The following is a 21,628-nucleotide window of genomic DNA, read 5'->3' on the forward strand; positions in this document are numbered from 1 at the left end:
GCCAAGAACGCCCAAGCCACGGTGGCGGCTCGCGGTAGAATCGAAGCGTGAGCCCTCCCCTTCGCGCCGTCTCCGATGGCCCGCACACCATCCGGGTCTTCCTGCCCCCCGAGTTGCCGGGCCTGCGGGTGGTGCGCTACAGGACCGACGAGCGGCTGTGGTACTCCGTGAAGGAGCGCTTCTCGGTGACGATGACGTACTCGGGCCGCGCGGAGTGGTGGAGCCGAGGCAGGGTCTGGTCCACCACTCCCGGGACGCTCGACCTCAAGCAGATCGGACAGGTCCACCGCGATCTGCGCCGCGAGGGTCCCTCCCGCTTCCAGGTGATCTCCTTCGATGAGGCGCTCGTCACCGAGGCCCGTGAGGCGCTGGGCCATCCGGCCTCATCCCAACTCCGACGGGTACAGTTCGAGCGCGAGCAGCCCGCGGCGGCCCCCTTCGTCCGTCTCCATGCCTTGCTGGGTGAGGACAGGGCGGATCCATCCAACACACTGGTGCTCCAGACGGCGCTGACCGAGGCGCTCTCCGCGCTGGCCACGTGCTTCGGTGACACGGACGAGTCGGAGCGGCGCACTCGCTGGCCCGTCCGCCGGGCGCTCGAGGCGCTGCACGACGCCCTGGAGGAGGGCATCACGCTGGACGCCCTGGCCAGGCAGGCGGGACTGGACAAGTTCCACCTGTGCCGCGCCTTCCGGGAAGAGGTGGGAATGCCTCCCCATGCGTACCTCACCCACCTGCGCATCTCCCGGGCCATGGGGCTGCTGACCCAGCGCCTGACCCCCTCGGAGGTCGCACTCCGGGTGGGGCTCTACGACCAGAGCCAGCTCAACCGGCACTTCAAGCGCATCACCGGGCTCACCCCGGGCCAGTTCGCGCGCGCCGTGCAGTGACGGTCGCGCGGGGCAAGTCGAGGTATTACGGCTGGGGGGGCGAGATATTCTTCAAGTGCGTGGGCGGCGAGACGGTCGAGGGTGGTGCTTGCCTCGGTTTCTTCCTCGCGGCTCCAAGGCCATTCTGGATGCCACGCTTTTTTCCAGGGCTCATATGTGAGCGCGGCTTCACGGTTGTCTCATCGCTCTTTCCGGGAGCCGAGGGCGCCCGGGAATCATCGGTGTCCCGGGAGCTCCCGTCACGTGGCCTGCTGGGGGCAGACAGGGCGACGTTCACGACCGACCGAGGCTCACTGCATATTATGACAAGTGAAAAGCCCAATCCCAACGTAATGATCACCAATCCCGGGGAGGATGTCTTGAGAGCGGACCCGACCTGACCGCCTCCAATGCGGAGCTGGTACCTGGCCTGGATCCGCATCAGCATGAACAACATTCCCAGGAGCGCGATGAGAATGCCCACGAGCGCGAAGGCGCATCGCGTGGGGCCTGAAATCTGTCCGTGCAGCATGCTCAGCAGTGGAGCAATGGATTCCACCCGTATGGGGTAGGTCATCTCGCGCTCGATGAGTTCACCTACCTTGATGTCGTGTTCGACGCCCTTGTGGCTGAACCAGACAATCCCCACGAGGATGAAGAGCGTGGTGAGGCACAGGATGAAATAGAGACAGAACATCTCCCCTGAGTATCGGACTGGAGGCGGCTGACTCGCTTCATTCGAGCCCTGGTGCGAGGAGGCGTACTCACCAGAGACACAGACAAGCTGGGGACGATTGCCCATGGGCCTGCATCTGTCATTTACCTCTAGCATCAACCAACCTCCGGTTCAGGATTGACGCGGGAGATTAATCATCTGATGAAAAGCATGATTCAAGGCCGGCCTCCCCTGGAGCTGACATGGACTCGGTGCCCTGAGCGGATGCTGATTCCCAGAGGGTTGCTCTACCCATCCAGAAGAACGGATCGGCGCAGGGTTGCTTGCGCACCCTGCTTCGGAAGGGGAAGACCCTCCCCCCAGCCCTCTCCCAGCGGGAGAGGGAGTAGAGGGGAGTGAGCGCTCACGGAAGATCCGGGTGGCCAGAGCAGGCCCTCTACCTCGAGCCGGAGCAGATCGGCCGCGCCCCTACCCCGCGACCAGCAGGCGAATCCCGTAGACCACCAGCACCAGCGCGAGCACCTGGCGGATGAGCGGCTCCCGCCGGGAGTACGCCCGCCGGACGTGCCCGGTGGACAGGCCCCAGGCCAGCGTCCCGTACCACGCCATGGCGATCATCACGATGCCCGCGGCCGCCGCCACGCGCACCCAGAGGTGGATGCCCGGCACCACCGTGGGGGCGAGGATGCTCAGGTAGAAGGGCATCGTGTTCGGGTTGGACAGACTGGAGAACAGCCCGCTGCGAAACGGCCGGTCTTCCTCCCCCGCCAGTGCCCGCTCCACGAGAGCCTTCTCCGGAGCAGCCTCGGAAGTCCGAGAGGCCGCACGCGCGGAGCGCAGCCCCCGCACGCCCAGGTAGAGCAGGTACAACCCGCCGATGTAGCGCACGGCGCGCATCCCTCCCGGGAGCTGCTGCAGGAGCACGGCGACGCCGCCCAGGATGACGCAGAGCCACACCGTGTTCCCCAGGGCAATCCCCAGCACGGCCCGGGCCGCGTGACGACGCGTGGCGGACAGCGCCAGGCGCGTGACGATGAACGTGTTCGGACCGGGCGTGATGACCGCGAGCAGGTACAGGCCGTAGATGGAAGCGAGCAGCGGGCCGGGCGGAGTCATGGCAGCGGCCCCGACCTAACACCCGGCGATACCCGGGCGCAACCGGAGGTGGCCGGCGCTCGCCGGTCAATCGGTCAAAGGACCAGCTCCAGGTATGCGGTGTCGGGGATGGGGCTCGGGTAGTAGGGCGGGATGTCGACGAAACCCATCGACCTGTAGAGCCTCATCGCCGCGTCCATCTTGCCGGCGATGGTATCGAGTCTGAGACGCCGGTAGCCCAATGCGCGTGCCTCGGCGAGGATGGCGACGGCGAGTGCACGGCCGATGGAAAGCCCTTCGCCGGTGCGCAGTCCGCGATAGGCCGGCCGCACATAGAGTCGCTTCATCTCACAGATTTCCGGCGCCAGTTGCCGAAGTGCAACGGTGCCGGCCGCCGCGCCATCGACGCGCGCGAGCAGCAAGGCGCCCGTGGGTGGCGCATACTTGCCCGGAAGTTCCGCGAGCTCGGCCTCGAAGCCCTGATAGCCGAGCGAAAAACCAAGCGATTCAGCATACTCGACGAACAGCGCCCTGACCGCCTCATGGTCCGCCGGGTGACGAGGCGATGCGATCACGATGCTCGTGGGGTCGGCCATGCACGCCATCTTCCCTCAAGGTAGAGGGAGGCCACGAGGGCCCAGCGGACGGCACGACACCCATGAGCCAACCCCGGTAACGGGTCGCGTCCGGCCGAGCCGCTCAGGGCGCCGCTTTCTTGCGCGGGCGCACGCGCAGCTCCACCGAGGTCTTCTGGCCCGCGACGATCTCGACCACCCGCTCGCCCCGCTGGAAGCTCGAATCGACGACGACCTTGGCCTTCCCCGGCGCGAGGCCCTCGACCACGAGCTCTCCGTCGGCCCCGGTCATCCCCACGAAGTCCCAGTCGGTCTTGCCCCCTCGCGAGAGATCGGGATGGACGTCGGCCATCGGCTTTCCGTCTTCGCCCACCACCCGTACCGCGAGCGTGCCGCCTTGGGTGAACCGCAGCTCGCCGAGGTCCAGCTCGCGGCCCGGCTGGAGCGCGATCTTCCTGCGCACGACGGGAGAGCCGGGCACCCGGGCGATCACCGTGTCGAACCTCGGCAACCCGTCGACCGAGAACCGGCCGTCGGCGGTGGTCAGCTCGAGGTTGGATTTGTCGGGGCAATGAATGTCCGCGTCCCGCGTTGCCTCGAACCTGAGCTCGAGCTTCTCGACGGGCTTCCCGTCGGGGCCGAGCGCGCGGGCCTTCAACCGCGCCATGGGCGGGAGGCGCAGCTCGACGGCGGGGCCGCCCGCCGAGACCGCGACCTTCTCGCTGGCCACGCACCGCGCGAGCGCCTCCACGACGATCGGGCCAGCGATGGGGACGAAGCCGTCGAAGGCGCCCTGCGCGTCGGCGTCGAAGCCCTTCCCATAGTTCTCGAGGTTGAAACGCTCGGGGATGGGATCGAAGAGCCGGGCGTAGGCCTCCTTCGAACCTTCTCCACCGCCCTTCGGACGAGGCGACACCTTCGCGCGCGGAGACAGCGCCACGACGATCCGTGCATTGGGAACCGGTCTCCCCTCCGCATCCACCACCCGTCCGCCGAAGCGGAACCGGGTGAAGAGAGGAACCCTCACGTCCCGCGCTCCGGCCTGGACCTCGACCGCCGGCGCGGGAACGCCGTCGAAGCCGTCCGCGACGATGGCCCAGGTCCCCTCGCGCAGGCCCCAGAACTCGAAGGTGCCGTCGGGCTGCGACAGCCGGGAGCGCTCGGCGTAGGCGGTGTGCCCGGACCTCGTCTCCACCAGGGTCCGGTAGCCTTCCTCGAGCTCGACCTTGGGGACCGCGTACACCCGGGCCTCGGCGACTCCCCTTCCCTTCTCGTCGACGACCTTTCCGCTGAGCGACAGGCCGGTGGGAAAGACGATGGTCGCGGTCTCGTCGGTGGCTCCCGGCCAGACGGAGGCGGAGCCGAGCGCCGGGTGCTCGGCCTGGACGTCCCTCACCGCACCGACCTTCTCGAAGGTGACCCAGCCCTCGGCGTCGGGGTGGCGCAGGGGCGCAGTGCTGCGCTGGCCGGTGCCACAGAGGATGCTGGGCGCGTACAAGCGCACCTCGGTCTCGAGCGGCGCCGGCTTGTCGCCGACGAGGACGCGGACCCTCAGCGTGTGCTCGGACACCTCCGCCGAGTCGCCGTAGGGCCAGGGCGCCGCGGCGGATGCGAGCACGAGGAGGGCGGTCGCCAGGGGCAGGTGCATGGCGAAACACCAGCGCAGCCTCCTGGTGCTGTCAACGCGGCGGGATGGCAGCCTCGGTGTGCCTACTTGCTCCGGCGGCCCCGACTTCCAGACCTCGCCGGTAATGTGGCTTCCATTCCGCCTCCCTTCCGTGTTACCTGTCGGAGCGTGGTGGCGGTAACCCATGAGAGTACACGTGCCTCTCGCACGCATCCTCGACCGAAGGTGAGCACATGGCCGGACCCCCTACCCCGCCCCGGGAGACCGGGCGCTTCACCTTCGAGTCGGACGGACTCCGCTACGAGGTCCGCCGTCCCCTCCTCCAGCACGAGGACCACGACACGCTGTTGCTCGCGTGGTGCGGCCCCTTGAAGGAGAAGGGACCCCGTCGGCTCGTCGTCCTGAAGCAGGTCGAGGTTCCTCCTGGCCGCGAAGGCCGCATGCGCGCCGTGGAAGAGGTTCGACTCGCCGCCCACCTTCACCATCCGGCCATCGCCCGCGTCTTCGGCCTCGCGGAACGAAGGGGTTCACCCTACGTGGTGATGGAGCACACCCGAGGCGCCTTCCTGGCCACCCTCCTCAGCTCCGCGTCGCTGCTGGATCGCAAGCTCTCCCCGGCCTTCGCCGCCTTCATCACCGCCGAGGTGGCCAACGCTCTCGACTACGCCCATCACCGCCAGGACGACAGGGGCCGCCCACTTCACATCATCCACCGTGCCGTGAGCCTCTCGACCATCCGCCTGGGGCGCAACGGCCGGGTCAAGCTCACCCACTTCGGCGCCGCGTTCTCCGAGCTTCTCGGGCGCATGCCCACTCCGCCACGGGTGCTCCGCGGAAACATCGCCTACGCGGCTCCCGAGCTCATTCGCTCCGTCTCCGAGAAGGGCAAGGAGGGTCTTCTCTCGCCCCATGGGTTCGACAGTCGAGCGGACCTCTTCTCGCTGGGCCTCGTCCTGCTGGAGATGATTGCTGGCCATCATCCGCTCGATCCACCCGACGTACTACCGCCCAAGGTGTCCAGGCGCGCGCTCCGGCTCGTCTCCGGCATGCGCGCCGAGCATTCCGCCTGGGCCTCCATCGAGGTCCTGGCCGACCGTCTCTTGCGCTTCGGTCCCGAGGATGTCGAGCGCATCGCCCGCGGAGCCCCGGCCCCACTGAAACAGGTGGTCCATCGGGCCCTTCGGAGTGACCCCTCCAGGCGTTACCCGTCGGCCGCCGAGCTGCGCGATGACCTCCGCGAGTATCTCGCCAGCCTCCGGCGGCCCTTCGGTGCACCCGAGGCGGCGGCGGAACTGGCGGACATCGTCAAGAGCGCGTCCATGATCCAGCGGATGGATGCCAATCCCGTCGAGCTTGGAGTCCTGCCCTGGCCCAAGGCTTCGAGCATCCGATAGTCCCTGGAACGAATGATGCGACTGCCAGGCGCTCCGCGCTCTCGGAGGTGTTCGCGTGGGATTGGTCTACAGGCTGCCTGAAATCGGTGAGCTGGTGGGCGGCTACCGCATGGTCGAGAAGCTCGGCTCCGGTAGCTACGGCCACGTCTACAAGGCCGAGCAGGCGCAGTGCTTCTACGCGGTGAAGTTCCTCCGCGGTCGCCTGTTGCATGACCGGGCCCGGCGAGAGATCCGCATCCTGCTTCACCTGGAACATCCCGATGTCGTCCGCTTCTACGGGTGCGGCTACTGGCCGGACCCATTCATCGGACATTCCTATCTCGTGATGGAGTTCGCCGGAGGGCGGACACTGGAGGCATACGCCTCGGAGGAGAACCCATCCGCCCGCAGGTCCGCGCGCATCGTGCTGGATACCGCGCTGACGCTCGGTGAGGTGCTCCGGCAGGGGGTCATGCACCGGGACCTCAAGCCGGACAACATCATCATCCGCGATGTGAATTCGCGGCCGCTCCTCATCGACTTCGGCGTGGGCACTCTCGTGGGGGCTCCCGCCGTCACCAGCTCACGCCTTCCTCCTGGCACCCTCGAGTTCCGCGCGCCCGAAGCGTGGCGCTTCAGCCAGGAGAGTGATTCCGAGCACTACGAGTACGGCCCGGCGGACGAGTTGTGGGCTCTCGGGGTGACGTTCTACTGGCTGCTGACGGACGTCCTTCCCTTTGGCGACAGGGATGACGAAGAAGACGGTGGTCTGGCCGAGCGCATCCTCCACCAGACGCCTGTCGCCCCCCACCTCCTCAACCCGCGCGTGCCACGAGCGCTCTCCGACATCTGCATGCGGATGTTGGAGAAGGAGCCGACGGCACGTTACGCGAGCGTGGTCGAGTTCTGCGCGGCGCTCGATGCGGCCATGGCCGAGGCCGAGCCTGATTCGTGCTGGGACCTGCCACTGTTCGAGCCGGACGCGCTTCACGCCAGGACCACGGAGGAAGATCCAGCGCGTGTGGATGTGAACGACTCGACGCGCTGGCTCCGGCGTTGGATGAAGGAGAAGCGCCGGAGAGGCCTGAAGCCCCCGGAGAAGACAGACACAACTCCCACGCCCGTGGCCGGAGTCCTCGCCACTGTCCCGGAACAGAACGAGCCCGTTGTCGCGCCAGTCCCTCCGCCGGAACCGATTGCACCCCCTGTGTCTCGCACGCCGGCTCCGTCTGAACTACCGCGAGCGATACCAGCTCCACGCCCTGCGATGACACGTCATCGCACTCGCCTCGCGACGGCAACCGGGCTCGCGGCCGTGGTGCTCGGCATCTCCCTGCTCTCCAGCTCGATCCTCTTCCCTCCTGTATCGGCCCCACTCGACACGTCATCCAAGGCCACCACGACTCTACAATCCGAGTCCGGCCATGAAGTGGCGTGGTCCGCGAAGCCGCTGGATCCTCCAGGCGGAGAAGGCGCCGAGCCCGCGATGGGCTCCATCTCCGCGCCTGTGATGATCACGATGCTTCCCAAGGACCACACCAGCGAGAAGCCCCAGGAGAAGAAGCAGAAGGTTCTCGAACGCGCCGCCAAGGTCATCGGTACGGGACTGGTCTGCAAGGCGCTGGCGGGATGCCCCGCCCCACAACAGGTGCGCCCGACTCCGGAGCCCGCTGCATGTCCAGCCGGTTCCACTGAGGCCATGGCCGACAAGCTCGGTGTCCGTGTCGGGGAAATGGTCTCCGGGTACCTTTCAACCAAAGGGGGTGCTCAGGACATCACCGTTCGCCAAGGCGCTACTTCCATCGAGTTGGGTCCTCTCAAGCCCGACAAAGAGGGAGGGGACATCTTCCTGTCTGGCATACTCACCATCGGGGAGGAGCGCGTGTACGGCCAATTCACCCAGGCGCGTATTCGGGACGGGCAGCCGTTCCCGGTCTGCTTCGAGATGAGAGACATCTTCAAGAGGGGCAAAGGTAGTGCCATCAGTGAGCGACACGGAGACCCCGATTCCGCCCGCATCTGGTCCACGGTGGACCTGAAGGCCGTTGACAGATTCGAGTGAGCGCCAGGCAACCGGGTGGAAGAGATGAATGGGACCCAGACACGACAGGGCCCAGAGGCGAAATGGATGCGAGCACCGTTTCCGCACCGGAGTTCCCGTCTCGTGTTCACGTTGCTGTCTGCCGCGCTCCTGATGATGGTGCTTGTTGCAGGGGGTTCCGCCGCTGCCCAGACGTGTCCTCCGCTTGGAGAAGCGGAAGGCCGTTGCATCGAGTTGACGGCGGACGGGGCTGGTGAAGTATCCGAGGCACAGCTCAGCCCGGGACTGGCCACGACATTCCTCTTCGACTCGGATGTACGCGCGGACAGTGTGCTGCCGGAGAATCGCGAGCACTTCGAGGTGATGGACCTCGGGAAACGCACTCTTACGCTCGTTCCATCGGAGAGGATGCTCGGCAAGAATCCCAGCACGGTGACGGTGTGTTTCGCGAGCAACGAGGCCCCAGCGTGCGCGACCTTCCGGCTGCTGCTGCATCCCTCGATTGGCGAGCGGCAGGTGAGGATCTTCCGCCATCCGCGTCCAGTGGAGTCCATTCAAGCCGAGTTGAAGAAAGCCTACGCGGAGAGCGCGAAACTGCAGGCGGAACTCGTACAGATGCGCGCAGAACAAGGCGAGCCGGGCGGACTCACAGGCATGTTCGTTTCCGGCATGGTGGACACGAGGGGCATTCACTGTTCGGAGGTCCGTGTCGTCCAGAGACCGGGAAATGCGCTGTCCGCGCTACGTATCATTACCTGCCGCGCGCGAGGGCGGATGGTCATGCTGGTGGACTTGAAGAACGACGACGCGGCGCCCTGGATGCCGCAAGGTGCCCGGCTCACTGGCCCCAAGGGAGAAGAACTCAAGGGCGCCGTGTGGACACCAGAGCCCGTCCGTCTGGGCAAATCTCGCCCCCTCTACATCGAAGTACAGGCCGAGGACGCGCGGACCGTGGGCCCCTTCACCCTGAAGCTCTGGGAGGCGGATGGGCCACGCACCGTCACTCTCGGCAACGTGGCATTCCCGGTTCTGACGGAGGGGCCGGGGCTCTGAATCGAACCCCACCCGCGCCTCTCTCCCGCCCAGGCACGATCAGGGGTAATGTTCCTTCATTTGGAACCGCTCGACACCCTTCGTCTGATTCTCGCCGGCCTGCTCTTCGGGCTGGGACTGCTGGGCCTCTTCAAGGCGCCCCTGGGCTCCCTCTGGAAGCCCGCCGTGGCCGCAACCGAGTGGGGCCACGTCCTGGCCGTCTTCCCGCTCCTCTTGTTGCTGCTGCCCGGTGGAACAGGCTTCGGCGCCCGGGTCGCGTGGTGCCTGGCCGCGCTCGCCGTGATTCTCCTGCTCTCCTCCCTGATCCGGGCCCTCAGGTACGTGAAGGGACTGGAGGCGGACTTCGCCAAGACCTTCGGTCCCGTCCAGCCTCGCACCCTCCCCGGGGCTCCAGCACGAACCGCGCCCCTCGTCCTGGGCGATCTGCTCTCGGTCTCCACCCCCGTGGTGACCCCCACCCGGCACACCTACCGGGAAGTCGACGGCCATGTTCTGCAGCTGGACCTGTACCGAAGCCCCGGGGCTCCCCGGCCGCTGCCACTCGTCGTGGTGATCCACGGAGGCTCCTGGAACAGCGGGGACAGCTCCCAGCTCAACTGGCTGAACAACTACCTCTCCGCCCGAGGCTTCGCGGTCGCGGCGATCAACTACCGGCTCGCGCCCCGTCACACCTTCCCGGCCCAGCGCGATGACGTGCTCGCCGCCCTCTCCTGGCTGCGAGAGAACGCCTCCCAGCTGGAGCTGGATCCCTCCCGCATCGCCTTCCTCGGGCGCTCCGCTGGAGGCCAGCTGGCGCTGCTCGCCGCCTACACGGCACGCGATCCGGCGATCCGCGCGGCCGTCGCCCTGTATGCGCCCACGGACCTCAACTGGGGCTGGGCCAACCCCACCAACCCCCGGGTGATGGACAGCCCCAAGACCCTGAGCGAGTACCTCGGAGGAACGCCTGCCCAGGTCCAGGCGCACTTCGATGCCGCGTCGCCCATCGACTTCGTGCTCCCCAGTTCGCCCCCCACCCTGTTGGTTCATGGGACCCGGGACGAGCTGGTCCTCGCCGAACAGAGCCGGCGTCTGGCCAGACGTCTGGAACAGGCCAACGTCCCCCACCTGCAGCTCGAGCTCCCCTGGGCCACGCACGGCTGTGACGCGAACCCCGCGGGACCGGGAGGACAGATCACCACCTGGGCCGTGGAGCGCTTCCTCGCCGCCGCCTTTCAGGACGCTCCGAGACCCTCCGCGGGTTAGACCCAGAGAAAGTGCGACAAGGCTCCATGCCCAACTGGAAACGACTGCAGCAGCTCAACGCGGGTGAGGCCATCTGGTACTCGGACCCTCAGCTCGACACCAAGGACGAGGTCTGGTTCTACAACCAGGGCGGTGCGTTGCGCATCTGGAGCGAGGGCACGCTCCACAAGGAGGACCCGAAGGTCTTCAAGGGCCTGAAGCCCGTCGAGCGCAGGCACACCCTCTACCGGCTCAGCAGTCTCCTCCACGTCGATGTCGAGGTTCGGGGCGAACAGTCCCTCATCTGCCGGGGCACCCTGAACGGCGCGCACCTCGTCTCCCGCATCGAGACCTCGCGGATCGAGGCGCTGCTGGCGCGCTACCGGAAGCTGGGCTTCAAGGACGGCGCGCCGTGGAATGCGTCGGCGAAGTACGTGACGCGCCGCGAATACCACCTGAACGACTCCAAGTACTGGGACATCCGCGTGGACGGCGAGCATGTGTTCGAGGACTACTCGAAGCAGACGACCCTCGCGAGCCGTGAAGCCGCCCTCGCGCGGGCCGAGCAGCGCGTCCGTGCCAGGGAAAAAGCCGGCTTCCAGCTGCGCAACATCGAGCTCGAGAAGGCCCGCTTCTCCAATCCGGAGCCCAAGCCCGCGCCTGGCGCCCCCAAGCGCGCGCCTCCGCCCAAGGGCCCAGCCTTCCCGAAGCCCCAGGACGCCTTCGAGGCCGTGGACACGGCCATCGCGATGCTGAAGGACCTGCACACGCGCTACCCCACGGGGCACTTCGTCGCGGAACAGCTCGACGTGGCGAAGGAGAAGAAGCGCATCGCCTCGGTCGAGGAGCATGCGTCCTTCTTCAAGCGCATGCACAAGGAGCGCATCGGCCGTTGGCAGACGGCGAAGCCGGGCAAGCCCAAGAAGCGCGAGTCGAGCTGGGACTACTTCCTGCGCGTCTACGGCTCCATTACCTGGATCGTGGGCAGCGGCGCCGACGACGACCTGCCCATGTTCCTGTGTGGCAACGTCACGGGTGGCGGCTGGAGCTGCCTGGAGGTCAGCAACGACCTGTATGAGATGGACGACCTCGTGGAAGCCACCGGCAACACGGACCTGGAGGAACTCCTCGTGTTCCACGGCGGGTGGCATACCCGCAAGTCCTTCGCATTCGACTGTCGCGTCGCCTCGCCCTCCGGGGAACTGGCCATCATTCCCTTTGACGAGAGCATCGAGAAGCTGCCCCGCCCCATGAAGCCCGAGCGCGTGCAGCCCTTCGGCACGTGGCTCCACAAGCGCGTCTCCGAGCTGATCCGCACGGCGGAGGCGAACCTGCACGAGGCACAGTGAAGAATCCAGTCCAGCCCCGCGCCCCCCGACTACACTGAGTCACGGAGTTCGCTCATGTCGCACCGTCGGAGGCAAAGACACATGAGACGTCTGGTCGCGCCGTCATTCATCGTGATTCTCATGTTGCTGGGTTGTGAGACGAGCACGCCAGCCACGGTCGAACCCACGCCAGAAGACGCGGGCACCCAGACGCCTCCCCTCCCCACCAAGAGCGCCAAGCGGGGAATCGCCTTCGACCTCGCGACTCCGGAGGACCTCGCCGCCCTCTCCCCAGGGGTGAGCTGGTGGTACAACTGGAGCCCCCAGCCCCATCGGAATGTGCCCACGGACTACCGGTCCCGCTACGGCATGGACTTCCTCCCCATGCTGTGGAACGGGAACTTCGACGCCACGAGCATCGAGGCGTTCCTCAAGGCCCATCCCGAAATCAAATACTTGCTGCTCCTCAACGAGCCCAACCTCACGGACCAGGCCAACATGTCGCCCCAGGACGCGGCGCGGCTGTGGCCCAGGTACGAGAGCGTCGCCGCGAATACGGGGGTCAAGCTGGTCGGCCCCGCGATGAGCTGGGGAACCTATCCGGGCTACTCGGACCCGGTCGTCTGGCTCGATGCGTTCTACGCCGCCTACCGCGCGGCCAACGGGAACCGCGACCCGCGCATCGATTACCTCGCGTTCCACTGGTACGACTACGGGCTCGCGGGTCAGCTGGACCGGCTCAAGAAGTACGGCAAGCCATTCTGGGTCACCGAATTCGCCAACTGCCACAGCCAGAAGGATGGCGCGCAGATCGACTCGGTCGCCAAACAGAAGGCCCAGATGACGGAAATGGTGGCCGTCTGCGAGAGCCGTGAGGACGTGTTCCGCTACGCCTGGTTCACGGGGCGATGGACGAACGATCCGTGCTTCGCCAGCCTTCTGGGCGCTCCGGGAACCCTGACGGAGCTGGGCGCCCATTACCTCGCCCAGCCCTTCCACTGACGACACCACCACTCGCGACGGCGCGAGCTACGACCCAGAGTGTGTCAGCCTATCACTATAGGATGATCGCCCTCATGAGTCGGGGCAGGCGCACAGGAGCGCCTTCCGCACGTTGGAGTGGAACATGATCGCAGTCCACCTGGGCCGACGTTCTTCATCTTGGATTCTCATCCTGGGGCTCTCTGTCACGGGAGTGCTCGCTGGCTGCAGCTTGTCGTCGGATGACCCGTCCGACGAAAATCCGCCACCCGACGCGGGAAGTCCCGATGCGGGAAGTCCCGACGCGGGGCCGCCTCCTGATTTCACCTGGGGCAGCGGCACGGACACCGGCAAGCTCGAGGGCAACGTGTGGACCCCTGGGCGTGACGCGACGGGACTCGTGAACCAGGCGTCGTGGGCGCTCGTCCCCAAGGGGCGGTGGATCGAGGTCGCTGGTACGCCGCTCACCTCGCTCGACGCGGACGTCAAGGCGGCGCTTCCTGGCTTCCGGGATCTAGGCTCCGGGGGTATCGCCGCGGTCATCAACGCCTACTCCGGCGTGGCGGTCGACGCGCCTCGCGCCCGCTGGTGGGCCTTCGGCGGCGGGCACGCCGACAGCTCCAACAACGGCCTCTACCGCTTCGACATGGCGAAGATGCGCTGGAGCATCGAGCAGCTCCCCGACAACTCGGCGAACTGGACGAAGGTCGTCTATGGGGGCACGTACAGCTACTACCCGCCCGCCGCGGAGTACTCCAAGGCCCACCCGGACAGCGACGTCTACGCGGATGAGTTCTTCGACCCGGACCGGCCCGCCGCGTCGACTGGCAACCCGGTGGCTCGCCACACGTACAACGGGCTCGTCTACAACCCGGACCTCCAGGAGGTGGCCTTTGGCGTCCGGCGGATGTGGCGCTACAGCCTGACCACCCACACCTGGAAGCGCCACAACCCCTTCAACACCCCAGGGGCCATCTACGACGGGGTGACCGGATATGGCGGCTCGTCCGGCTGGACGTTCTGGGACGAGGTGAAACACCGTTACCTCTTTGGCCCCACGGAGAACTACAGCTATTCGAGGTGGTGGTCCTTCGACACCGACGACCAGTCCTGGAACTGGGAGACCGTCACTCCCCCCGCGTGGTTTTTCGCCCAGATGGTCAGGCTCGATCGGAAGCTGGTGAGCTTCCCCTACCCGGAGTCGGAACACGGCACCTTCCCTCCGCAGTTCATCACGTACGACATGGATACGGGGAAGTGGGAGCGCCTGCTCCTGGAGCACGACCTCGAGCTCTCACGCTGCTACACCGATTACTTCGAGGGAATGATCTTCACCTACGTGCCACCGCTCAAGCGCTACATCGCCGCGTTCCCGTACGACCGCGACGGGGATGGGCGCTTCGAGTACCGGACCTTCGAGGTCGACGCGACGACCCTCAAGCTGAGCGAGGCGCCGCAGTGGGAGGCCGGCGCCTTCGGCGGGTGGCACGACCTCGTCAAGAACCGCTTCTTCTACCTGGAGACGCACAACGCCCTCGTCTACGTGCGCAAGGGAGAAGAGAACCTGCGCGTCTTCCGGCTCCCCTGAGCCAGCACCCCGCCTTCCGCGCCCCGGGAAGTTCCTCCTGGGCGGCCACGAGCCAAGGCTCCCGTGACACCGCCGCATGTGTGGCGGCGGTGTTGCCAAACGTATGAAGTTCTACGAGCTCAACAGAGATCCCTCACCGCGCAATACGGGCAACCTGAACGCCGCTCACGCGTGGAAGCTGCCCGGTGTGGAGCCCTGCCCGGCCTGTCATCTGCAGCCCGAGATGCATACATTCGCTCAATACCCATGCGTGGACCTTTCGGGGCTACCACTGGAGGAGCAGAAGAAGCTGTCCAGTGCCTGGCCCGTCCCGCACGAGGAATTCATCCGGCGGCGCGAGCTCGTGCGTCCGCTGGCGCCTCCAGGCGCCGTGCTGCAGCCAGGAGCGGTGTTCGGCCCGCTCCAAGGTACGGGTCAGGGCTACTTCGGCCAGCTCAGCATGCAGAACGCCATGTCCCTCTGCATGCGCCGCGAGGCCCTGGAGCGATTGCAGGACGCGGGTATCCGCGGCCTCCGTGGCTGCCCCACCCAGGTGCGCTTCCGCACCAAGAACGCACCCGAACTGCGGGACATCCAACTCGAGTCACACGGGCGGCTCCACCCGGACTGCCTGCCGCCCGAAGAGCCTCGATGTCCCGTGTGCAATGTCGACAAGGGTTTCGTGCTCCCGGACCTGTACTGGCTCGACGCCACACGGATGCCGGAGCACGTGGACATCTTCCGCCTGGGCGAGGTCTCGGGAATCATCGTCGCCAATGAGCGCCTGGTGGATGCGGTGCACCACCTGGAACTGGATGGGGTCGTCTTCAAGGAGCTGGAGGCCCGTTGAGCCGCGCGGGCGTCCTTCCCGGCTCAGGCCACCCGCTCCACGGAGAAGCGCCGGGAAGGAGAGACCAGTTCCTCCTGGGCGGCCACGAGCCGCAGCTCCCGTGAGCCCGCCGCGTGCGTCGCGGCGAAGATGCCGAAGATGGAGGCAGCCGTCTCCCCGAGCGCCTCCCCCGCCTCCCGGCCACTCAGCAGGTGCGAGAGGAAGAGCGCCGCCACGGCGTCTCCCGCGCCATTGGGCGGAGGCTGCATCGGCAACTGCGGGGTGAGGACCAGCCAGGCGCCCGCATCCGTGGCCGCCAGCATCTCAATGGTCCCCGGCGCCGTCTCCTCCCGCAGCAGGCTCGTCACCAGCACCACGCGCGGGCCCTTCTCGCGCAGGGCCGCGGCGGCCTTCAACGCGTCGTCCAGGGTGCGCACCGTGCGGCCAGTGAGGTACTCCAGCTCGAACTGGTTGGGCGTAGTGATGTCCGCGGCCGGGACCGCCCGATCGCGCATGAACTCGGGGATGCCCGGCCGCACGAACATGCCTCGGCCCACGTCCCCCATCACCGGATCGCAGCAGTACAGCGCCTTCGGGTTGGCCGCCCTCACCTTCGCCACCGCATCGAGGATCGCCGAGCCCGTCTCCGCGTTCCCCATGTAGCCGGACAGCACCGCCTGGCACTCTCCCAGCACACCCCGCTCGGCGATGCCGTTCACCACCTCCGCCACGTGCGAGGGCTCGAATACCTGCCCACGCCACTGGCCGTAGCCGGTGTGGTTGCTGAACTGCACCGTGTTGACCGACCACACGTCGTGACCGAGGCGCTGCAGCGGAAAGGTCGCCGCCCGGTTGCCGACGTACCCGTAGGACACATGCGATTGAATGGAGAGGATGGCCACGAGCTATTCACTGCCACGGGCCAGCCCTCGCGTCCACCCCTACGACAGTGGGAGCTCCAACGTGGCGGTGGCGCCCCTACCCGGTCCCTCGCTCTCCAGGGAGAGGTTGCCTCCCAGCATCTTCGCCGCCAGCGCGCTGGAATGCAGGCCCAGGCCATGGCCGCCCTCGCGCGTCGTGAAGCCTTGGGAGAAGAGCCGCTCGCGGTGCTCGTGCGCGATGCCGATGCCGTTGTCCTCCACCAAGATGCGCGCCACGTGGCCCACCGCCTCGAGCCGCACGCGCATGTGACGCTGTCCGGCGGGTAGCGACTGCGTGGCGTTCCGGGCGTTGCTGAACAGGTTGATGAGGATCTGCAACACCTTGTGTTTGTCCACACGAACCCTGGGCAGCGAGGGGAACTCCTCCCGGGTGACGATGATGCCGTGGCGCTGGAGCGCGGGCCGCTGGATGCTCAACGCATCCTCCAGGAGCTGGGAGAGGTCGCACTCCTCGGTGACGAGCGTGTTGCTCGCATAGTTCTGCTGGACGTGGACGATGGCGCGGATGTGCTCGATGTGCAGGCCCATCGCATCCAGGCCATCCTTGAAGGACCCCCGCTCCTCGAGCAGCGCGTCGGCCAGGGCGGAGAGGTAGCTCGACAGCCGGGAGCCATTGGGATCGCGGGTGAGGAAGTCCGCCAGGTCGTCCCGGTGCTCCTCGAGCAGCGAGGTGGCCTGCTTCAACCGCCCCATGCGTGAGGAGCCCACCATCTCGCGCATCGTCTGGAGGTTGATGACGGCGCTGGTGAGGACGTTGCCCACGTTGTGGAGCACGTTGGCGGCGATCTCCGCCATGCCGGCCGCGCGAGCCATGTCCACCAGCCGGGATTGGGTCTGCTTCAGCTCCCGGGTGCGCTCCTCCACCCGCTTCTCCAGGTCGTCATTGGCGCGGCGCAGGGCCGTCTCGGCGCGTTGGACCTCGGTGTACAGCCGGGCATTCTCGATGGAGATGGCGGCCTGGGAGGCCAGCTGGCCGAGCAGCGACAGGCGCGCCGGGGTGAAGGCGTTGGTGGCCAGGTCGTTCTCCAGGTACAGCACGCCGCGAAACTCCTCCTGGCGCAGCAGGGGCAGGCAGAGCACGGAGCGGGCACGGCCACGCGCGAACCACGCCTCGGAGGAGAACGGGTGGGGCTGGGTGACGTCGCCGATGAGCACGTGCTCCCGCGTGCGCTTCACGTAGGAGATGACGGACCACGGAAGCGAGGGCTCGTCCGCGCCCGGGGTGGAGCCCTCGGGCGAGGTGCCCGAGACGGCGACGACCAGGAGCTTGTCTCCGTCGGGCAACAACAAGGCCCCGCGCTGGGCTCCCGCGTTCTCCATGGCGACACGCAGCAGCGTGTTCGCCAGCCGCTCGAGGACGATCTCCCCGGAGATGGCTTGCTGGGCCTTCACCACGGTGAGCGCGTCGATCTGCGAGGAGCCCGTGTCCGTGGTGGTCTCATCGGCGGTGTCACTGGAGGCCAGGTGCGGCCACCACGTCTCCAGATGTCTGGCCTTCCCCCTCGCGCCCCAGCGCAGCCAGTCCTGCCGGGACTTGCGCGCGTAGGAGTCCGCGATGGAAGGCATGCGCTGGTCGCGCCAGAAGCGGGCCGCCAGCTCACTCGCGAGGGCCGCGTAATGGTGGAAGCCCCGCGCCCGAGCGGAGTGGAGAGCCTCCTCGTAGGCCCGGAAGGCGTCATCCTGGCGGCCCGAGACGCGCGCCAGCTCCCCGAAGGCGAGCCTCTCGGGCACCTGGAAGGTCTCGGGACAGGCGCTGACCCACTCCGCCAGTTGCCGATGGTCCCCGCGCAACTGCTCGAGGGCCCGGTCTCGCTCCCCGGGCGGCAGCTCCTCCATGCAAGCGGCCAGGGACAGAGCCCGGAAGAGGTGGAAGTCCAGCAGTTGGATGTGGCCGAGCGAGGACCAGAGCAGCTCGCTGGCCCTGGCTCCCGCGGAGAGCGCCTCCTGGTAGGCGCCGCACATGAAGCGCGACTGCATCTTCAGGATCCAGTACCAGCACCGCAGGGTGCTCATGCGCTCCGGCGACAGGGCCGCCTCGAACGCCTCCTCGTCGAAGTCCTCCCCGCTCAGGGAGCTGAACGAGGGCGTGAGGCCCCGGAGCTGCTGCACGTAGCGCTGGGTGAAGTGGATGATGTCCCGTGAGTCCACGAAGCCGGCCCGGCGGGCGAAGTCCAGACGCGCCACCGACTCCTGATAGACCTCCCCCAGGTCGTGTCCCAGCGAGAGACGATCCGTGACGATGTGGTTGCTGCAGTAGCCGGCCACCTGGATGTCACTGGCCTGGAGCGCGGCCTGGAAGGCCTCGCGGATGAGCTCCAGGCAGGTGGAGAGCGGCTGGGTCCAATAGCTGATGATCTCCATGCCATAGAGCGCCTTGCCCCGAAAGGCGGTCAGCGCATGGCGCTCGACGAGATCACACGCGAGCTGACCGAAGGCCTGGGCCTCCCGGTAACGCTTGAAGGCGGGTCCCAGCACGATGCCGTACCAGGAGTACCCGTGCACGGAGGCGGCCGTGTTGCCGTGGCGGAGGCTCAGGGAGACCATCCGGCTCAGGTGGAGGATGAGCAGGTTGGAGTCCGTGACGTACGACGGCGCGAACAGGGCGCCGAGCATGCTCATCACCGCCTCCAGGTCCGGGTCGTCCGTGAAGGGCAGCTCGATGAGGCTCTCGATGGAGCGGCCCCCCAGCAGCGTCCGCACCTCCTCTTCGGCCGCCACCACCTCCTCCCAGGTGGGATGGGGTGACATCGGCATGCCCATCAGCGCCAGGCCCTCCAGCAGGCAGGTGATGGCGCTCTGGAGGTCTCCCGTCCCGGCGAGGATGTTGGTCTTCAGGCAGTAGGCGGCCGCCGTCTCCACCCGGGTGCGGGTCCGGGCCAGGAGCTCCTCCACCAGGCGGAGCGCCTCGGCGGCGTTGCCGTTCATGAACTCGCAGTTCGCGTGCTCCAGACGCAGCTTGAAGGCCAGCTCCGGTTCCGTCTCCCAGGGATTGCCGGGCAGCAACTGGAAGGCCTTGGAGAGATAGGCGACGGCCGAGCGGAACGCGGTCGACGCCTTGGCCCGCCTGCCCGCCTCGGCGTTCAGACGCGCCACGTGCAGGCGCTCCTCGGGAGCCTCCAGGAGCTCGAACCCCGCGTTGAACTGGCCCACGACATCGAAGAGCTTCTCCTGCACCTCTTCCGGCGACAGGCTGGCCAGCAGCAAGCGGCCGATGCGCAGGTGGATGACCTTGCGCTCCTGCTCGGGGATGAAGTCGCGGGCCGCCTGCTGGATGCGGTCATGGAGGAACCGGTACTGCTCCGGACCGACGTGGACCAGCAGTCCCTCCAGGAACGCGGGCTCGAGCCCCCGCTCCACGTCCGCCGTCTCCGCGATGCTGGAGACCCTGGCCAGCAGCGGGAGCGCGAAGACATTGCCCACGCAGGCGGCCAGCCGCAGCAGGTGTTGCGTCTCCAGGGGGAGCTGACGCAGCTTGCCGGCCAGGAAGTCGACGACGTTGTCCGAGTAGCCCTTGCGCCCGACGGCCTCGGCATCCCAGCGCCACCTGCCCTGCGGCGTGCGCGCCAGGAGCCCGTCCTCGTGGAGCGTCAGCAGCAACCGCCGCAGGAAGAAGGGGTTGCCGCCCGTCTTCTCACGCGCCAGCGCCGAGAGGGGCTCGACGACCTCCGCGCCCGCTCCGGGCAGCGTGTCGGCGACGAGCTGCCGCACCTCCTGGAGGCTCAACGGCTCCAGGTGGAGCTCCGTCATCCGCGCGCCGGCCTCGCGCAGCTCCTCCAGCGCCAGCGTCAACGGGTGGGAGGGGGTGACCTCGTTGTCGCGCCAGGCGCCGATGAGCAGCACCGGAGGCGTCTCCGGATGGGTGAGCAGGTGATGGATGAGCCGGAGGCTCGCCTGGTCCACCCACTGCAAGTCGTCCAGGAAGACGACGAGCGGGTGCTCGGAGGTGGCGAACACGCCGAGGAACTTGCGGAACACCCGGTTGAAGCGGTGCTGCGCCTCGGAAGGAGGCAGCTCCGGGCAGGGAGGCTGCTTGCCGGTGATGAGCTCGAGCTGCGGCACCACGTCCAGGAGCACCTGGCCATGGCCTTCCCAGGCCCCCACCAGGTGCTCGCGCCAGCGGGCCAGCTCCTCGTCGCTGCCGGCCAGCAACTGCTGCGTCAGCCCTCGGATGGCCTGGGCCAGCGTGGCGTAGGGGATGGCCTGCTGGAACTGGTCGAACTTGCCGCTCATGAAGAAGCCACGCTGGCGCACCACCGGCTTGTGCAGCTCGTGCACGACGGCGGACTTGCCGATGCCCGAGTAGCCACGCACCAGGACGAGCTCCGGCCGCCCGTCCCGGGCGACGCGCTCGAAGCCCTGGATCAGGGCGGTGGCGTGCGTGTCCCGCCCGTAGAGCCGCTGCGGGAGCTGGAAGCGGGTGGGATGGTCATACACGCCCAGCGGGAAGTCCTCGTACAGGCCCCGGAGCAGGTTGTCCCGGCACCGCTCGAGATCGGCCTTGAGTCCCTCCGCGCTCTGGTAGCGCTCCTCCGCCACCTTGGCCAGCAGCTTCAAGACGATGGCGGACAGCACGGGAGGCAGGCCAGGCACCCGCTCCAGCGGTGGCTCGGGTGCCACCGCCATGTGCGCATGGAACCACTCGAGCGCATCGCGCCCCTGGAAGGGCCTGCTTCCCGTCAGCAGCTCGTAGAGGGTGACCCCCAGCGAGTAGAAGTCCGTGCGGTAGTCCACCGCCCGGTTCATGCGCCCCGTCTGCTCGGGGGACATGTACGCCAACGTGCCCTCCATCCAGGAGATGGGCGCCGCCTCCACGTGCTCGACGAGCTGCGGGGTCGCGGAGCCGAAGTCGATGAGCCACGTCTCGCCGGAGGGGGCGACGATGATGTTGGAGGGCTTGAGGTCCCTGTGGACGATGCCGCGGCAGTGGAGCTCGGCCAGCGAGGAGCACAGGGAGATGGCCAGGTCCAGGACTCGCGCCACCTCGAAGGGCTGCTCCGTGAGCAGCTCTGACAACGGCTGGCCCTCCACCTTCTCCAGCAGGAGGACGGGGCGATCCCGGAGCCGCTCGCAGGCATGGACCTGGACGACCCCCTTCACGCCCTGGAGTCGCTGAAGAATGCCCAGCTCGCGGCGATAGCGCTCGGACTCGCGCGGGCCTGGAAACGCGGCCGTGGGCGTCTTGAGGATGAGGGCCTGGCCATCGGCGTCACGCACCGCGTGGAAGAGCTGGTTGGCGCCGGTGGGCTTGATGGCCCCTCGGAGGGTATATCCTGGGATGTCGAGCATGGTGCCCCCCGTGGCTCGATATGGATTGAGCGCACCGAGTGATTCGGAATGGGAACACGCCCCCGAATACGCCGCAATGCGCGATGGGAAGCCACTCCGGCGCCCTCCCGACCCCTATCCGAGAAGGCACACGTCAAGTTTCTTTCGCGCGCGCGTGACCGCG

15 protein-coding genes are annotated in these 21,628 nt (G+C 67.4%); 9 read left to right on the forward strand and 6 right to left on the reverse strand.

Annotated features, from left to right (window positions below):
* Positions 1–47: 47 nt before the first annotated feature.
* A complete protein-coding gene (locus tag JRI60_RS37055; protein ID WP_204220633.1) occupies positions 48–890 on the forward strand; it encodes a helix-turn-helix domain-containing protein in 843 nt (280 codons plus the stop codon).
* 25 nt (positions 891–915) lie between these two features.
* Here JRI60_RS37055 and JRI60_RS37060 read toward each other — a convergent pair whose 3' ends face one another.
* From JRI60_RS37060 to JRI60_RS37075, 4 genes are all read right to left on the reverse strand, one after another.
* Entirely contained in the window at positions 916–1,566 is a 651-nt protein-coding gene (locus JRI60_RS37060; RefSeq protein WP_204220634.1) for a hypothetical protein, read from the reverse strand.
* A gap of 447 nt (positions 1,567–2,013) precedes the next feature.
* A complete protein-coding gene (locus tag JRI60_RS37065; protein ID WP_204220635.1) occupies positions 2,014–2,661 on the reverse strand; it encodes a LysE family translocator in 648 nt (215 codons plus the stop codon).
* Positions 2,662–2,735: 74 nt separating this feature from the next.
* Positions 2,736–3,236 (reverse strand): GNAT family N-acetyltransferase, encoded by a 501-nt coding sequence (locus JRI60_RS37070; RefSeq protein ID WP_204220636.1) that lies wholly within the window; start codon positions 3,234–3,236, stop codon positions 2,736–2,738.
* 103 nt (positions 3,237–3,339) lie between these two features.
* A complete protein-coding gene (locus JRI60_RS37075; protein WP_204220637.1) occupies positions 3,340–4,863 on the reverse strand; it encodes a carboxypeptidase-like regulatory domain-containing protein in 1,524 nt (507 codons plus the stop codon).
* A gap of 212 nt (positions 4,864–5,075) precedes the next feature.
* Between JRI60_RS37075 and JRI60_RS37080 the strand changes: the two genes are divergently transcribed.
* The 8 genes from JRI60_RS37080 (at position 5,076) to sitI6 (ending at position 15,259) form a co-directional block, all read left to right on the forward strand.
* Positions 5,076–6,236, forward strand: coding sequence for a serine/threonine-protein kinase (locus JRI60_RS37080; protein ID WP_204220638.1), 1,161 nt, complete (start codon positions 5,076–5,078; stop codon positions 6,234–6,236).
* Between the two features lie 55 nt (positions 6,237–6,291).
* Positions 6,292–8,277: a serine/threonine protein kinase gene (locus JRI60_RS37085; RefSeq protein WP_204220639.1), complete on the forward strand. Its 1,986-nt coding sequence runs from the start codon at positions 6,292–6,294 to the stop codon at positions 8,275–8,277.
* Positions 8,278–8,379: 102 nt separating this feature from the next.
* The gene (locus tag JRI60_RS37090; protein ID WP_204220640.1) at positions 8,380–9,309 is read left to right on the forward strand and encodes a DUF2381 family protein; all 930 of its coding nucleotides are present in this window, start codon (positions 8,380–8,382) and stop codon (positions 9,307–9,309) included.
* A gap of 60 nt (positions 9,310–9,369) precedes the next feature.
* The gene (locus JRI60_RS37095) at positions 9,370–10,554 is read left to right on the forward strand and encodes an alpha/beta hydrolase (RefSeq protein WP_204220641.1); all 1,185 of its coding nucleotides are present in this window, start codon (positions 9,370–9,372) and stop codon (positions 10,552–10,554) included.
* A 26-nt stretch (positions 10,555–10,580) separates the two neighbouring features.
* The gene (locus JRI60_RS53750) at positions 10,581–11,882 is read left to right on the forward strand and encodes a hypothetical protein (RefSeq protein ID WP_239469936.1); all 1,302 of its coding nucleotides are present in this window, start codon (positions 10,581–10,583) and stop codon (positions 11,880–11,882) included.
* 81 nt (positions 11,883–11,963) lie between these two features.
* The gene (locus JRI60_RS37105; RefSeq protein ID WP_204220642.1) at positions 11,964–12,863 is read left to right on the forward strand and encodes a glycoside hydrolase family protein; all 900 of its coding nucleotides are present in this window, start codon (positions 11,964–11,966) and stop codon (positions 12,861–12,863) included.
* Positions 12,864–12,987: 124 nt separating this feature from the next.
* The gene (locus tag JRI60_RS37110) at positions 12,988–14,430 is read left to right on the forward strand and encodes a hypothetical protein (protein ID WP_204220643.1); all 1,443 of its coding nucleotides are present in this window, start codon (positions 12,988–12,990) and stop codon (positions 14,428–14,430) included.
* A gap of 103 nt (positions 14,431–14,533) precedes the next feature.
* The gene (gene sitI6 / locus JRI60_RS37115) at positions 14,534–15,259 is read left to right on the forward strand and encodes a SitI6 family double-CXXCG motif immunity protein (RefSeq protein WP_204220644.1); all 726 of its coding nucleotides are present in this window, start codon (positions 14,534–14,536) and stop codon (positions 15,257–15,259) included.
* A gap of 23 nt (positions 15,260–15,282) precedes the next feature.
* On the opposite strand, the gene pdxY is transcribed toward sitI6, so the two are convergent.
* Both pdxY and JRI60_RS37125 read right to left on the reverse strand, forming a co-directional pair.
* Positions 15,283–16,140: a pyridoxal kinase PdxY gene (gene pdxY / locus JRI60_RS37120; RefSeq protein WP_204220645.1), complete on the reverse strand. Its 858-nt coding sequence runs from the start codon at positions 16,138–16,140 to the stop codon at positions 15,283–15,285.
* A 39-nt stretch (positions 16,141–16,179) separates the two neighbouring features.
* Positions 16,180–21,465 (reverse strand): trifunctional serine/threonine-protein kinase/ATP-binding protein/sensor histidine kinase, encoded by a 5,286-nt coding sequence (locus tag JRI60_RS37125; protein ID WP_204220646.1) that lies wholly within the window; start codon positions 21,463–21,465, stop codon positions 16,180–16,182.
* Between the last annotated feature and the right edge of the window lie 163 nt (positions 21,466–21,628).

Origin of the sequence: Archangium violaceum, from assembly GCF_016887565.1 — a bacterium.
In the GTDB taxonomy this organism is placed as follows: domain Bacteria; phylum Myxococcota; class Myxococcia; order Myxococcales; family Myxococcaceae; genus Archangium; species Archangium violaceum_B.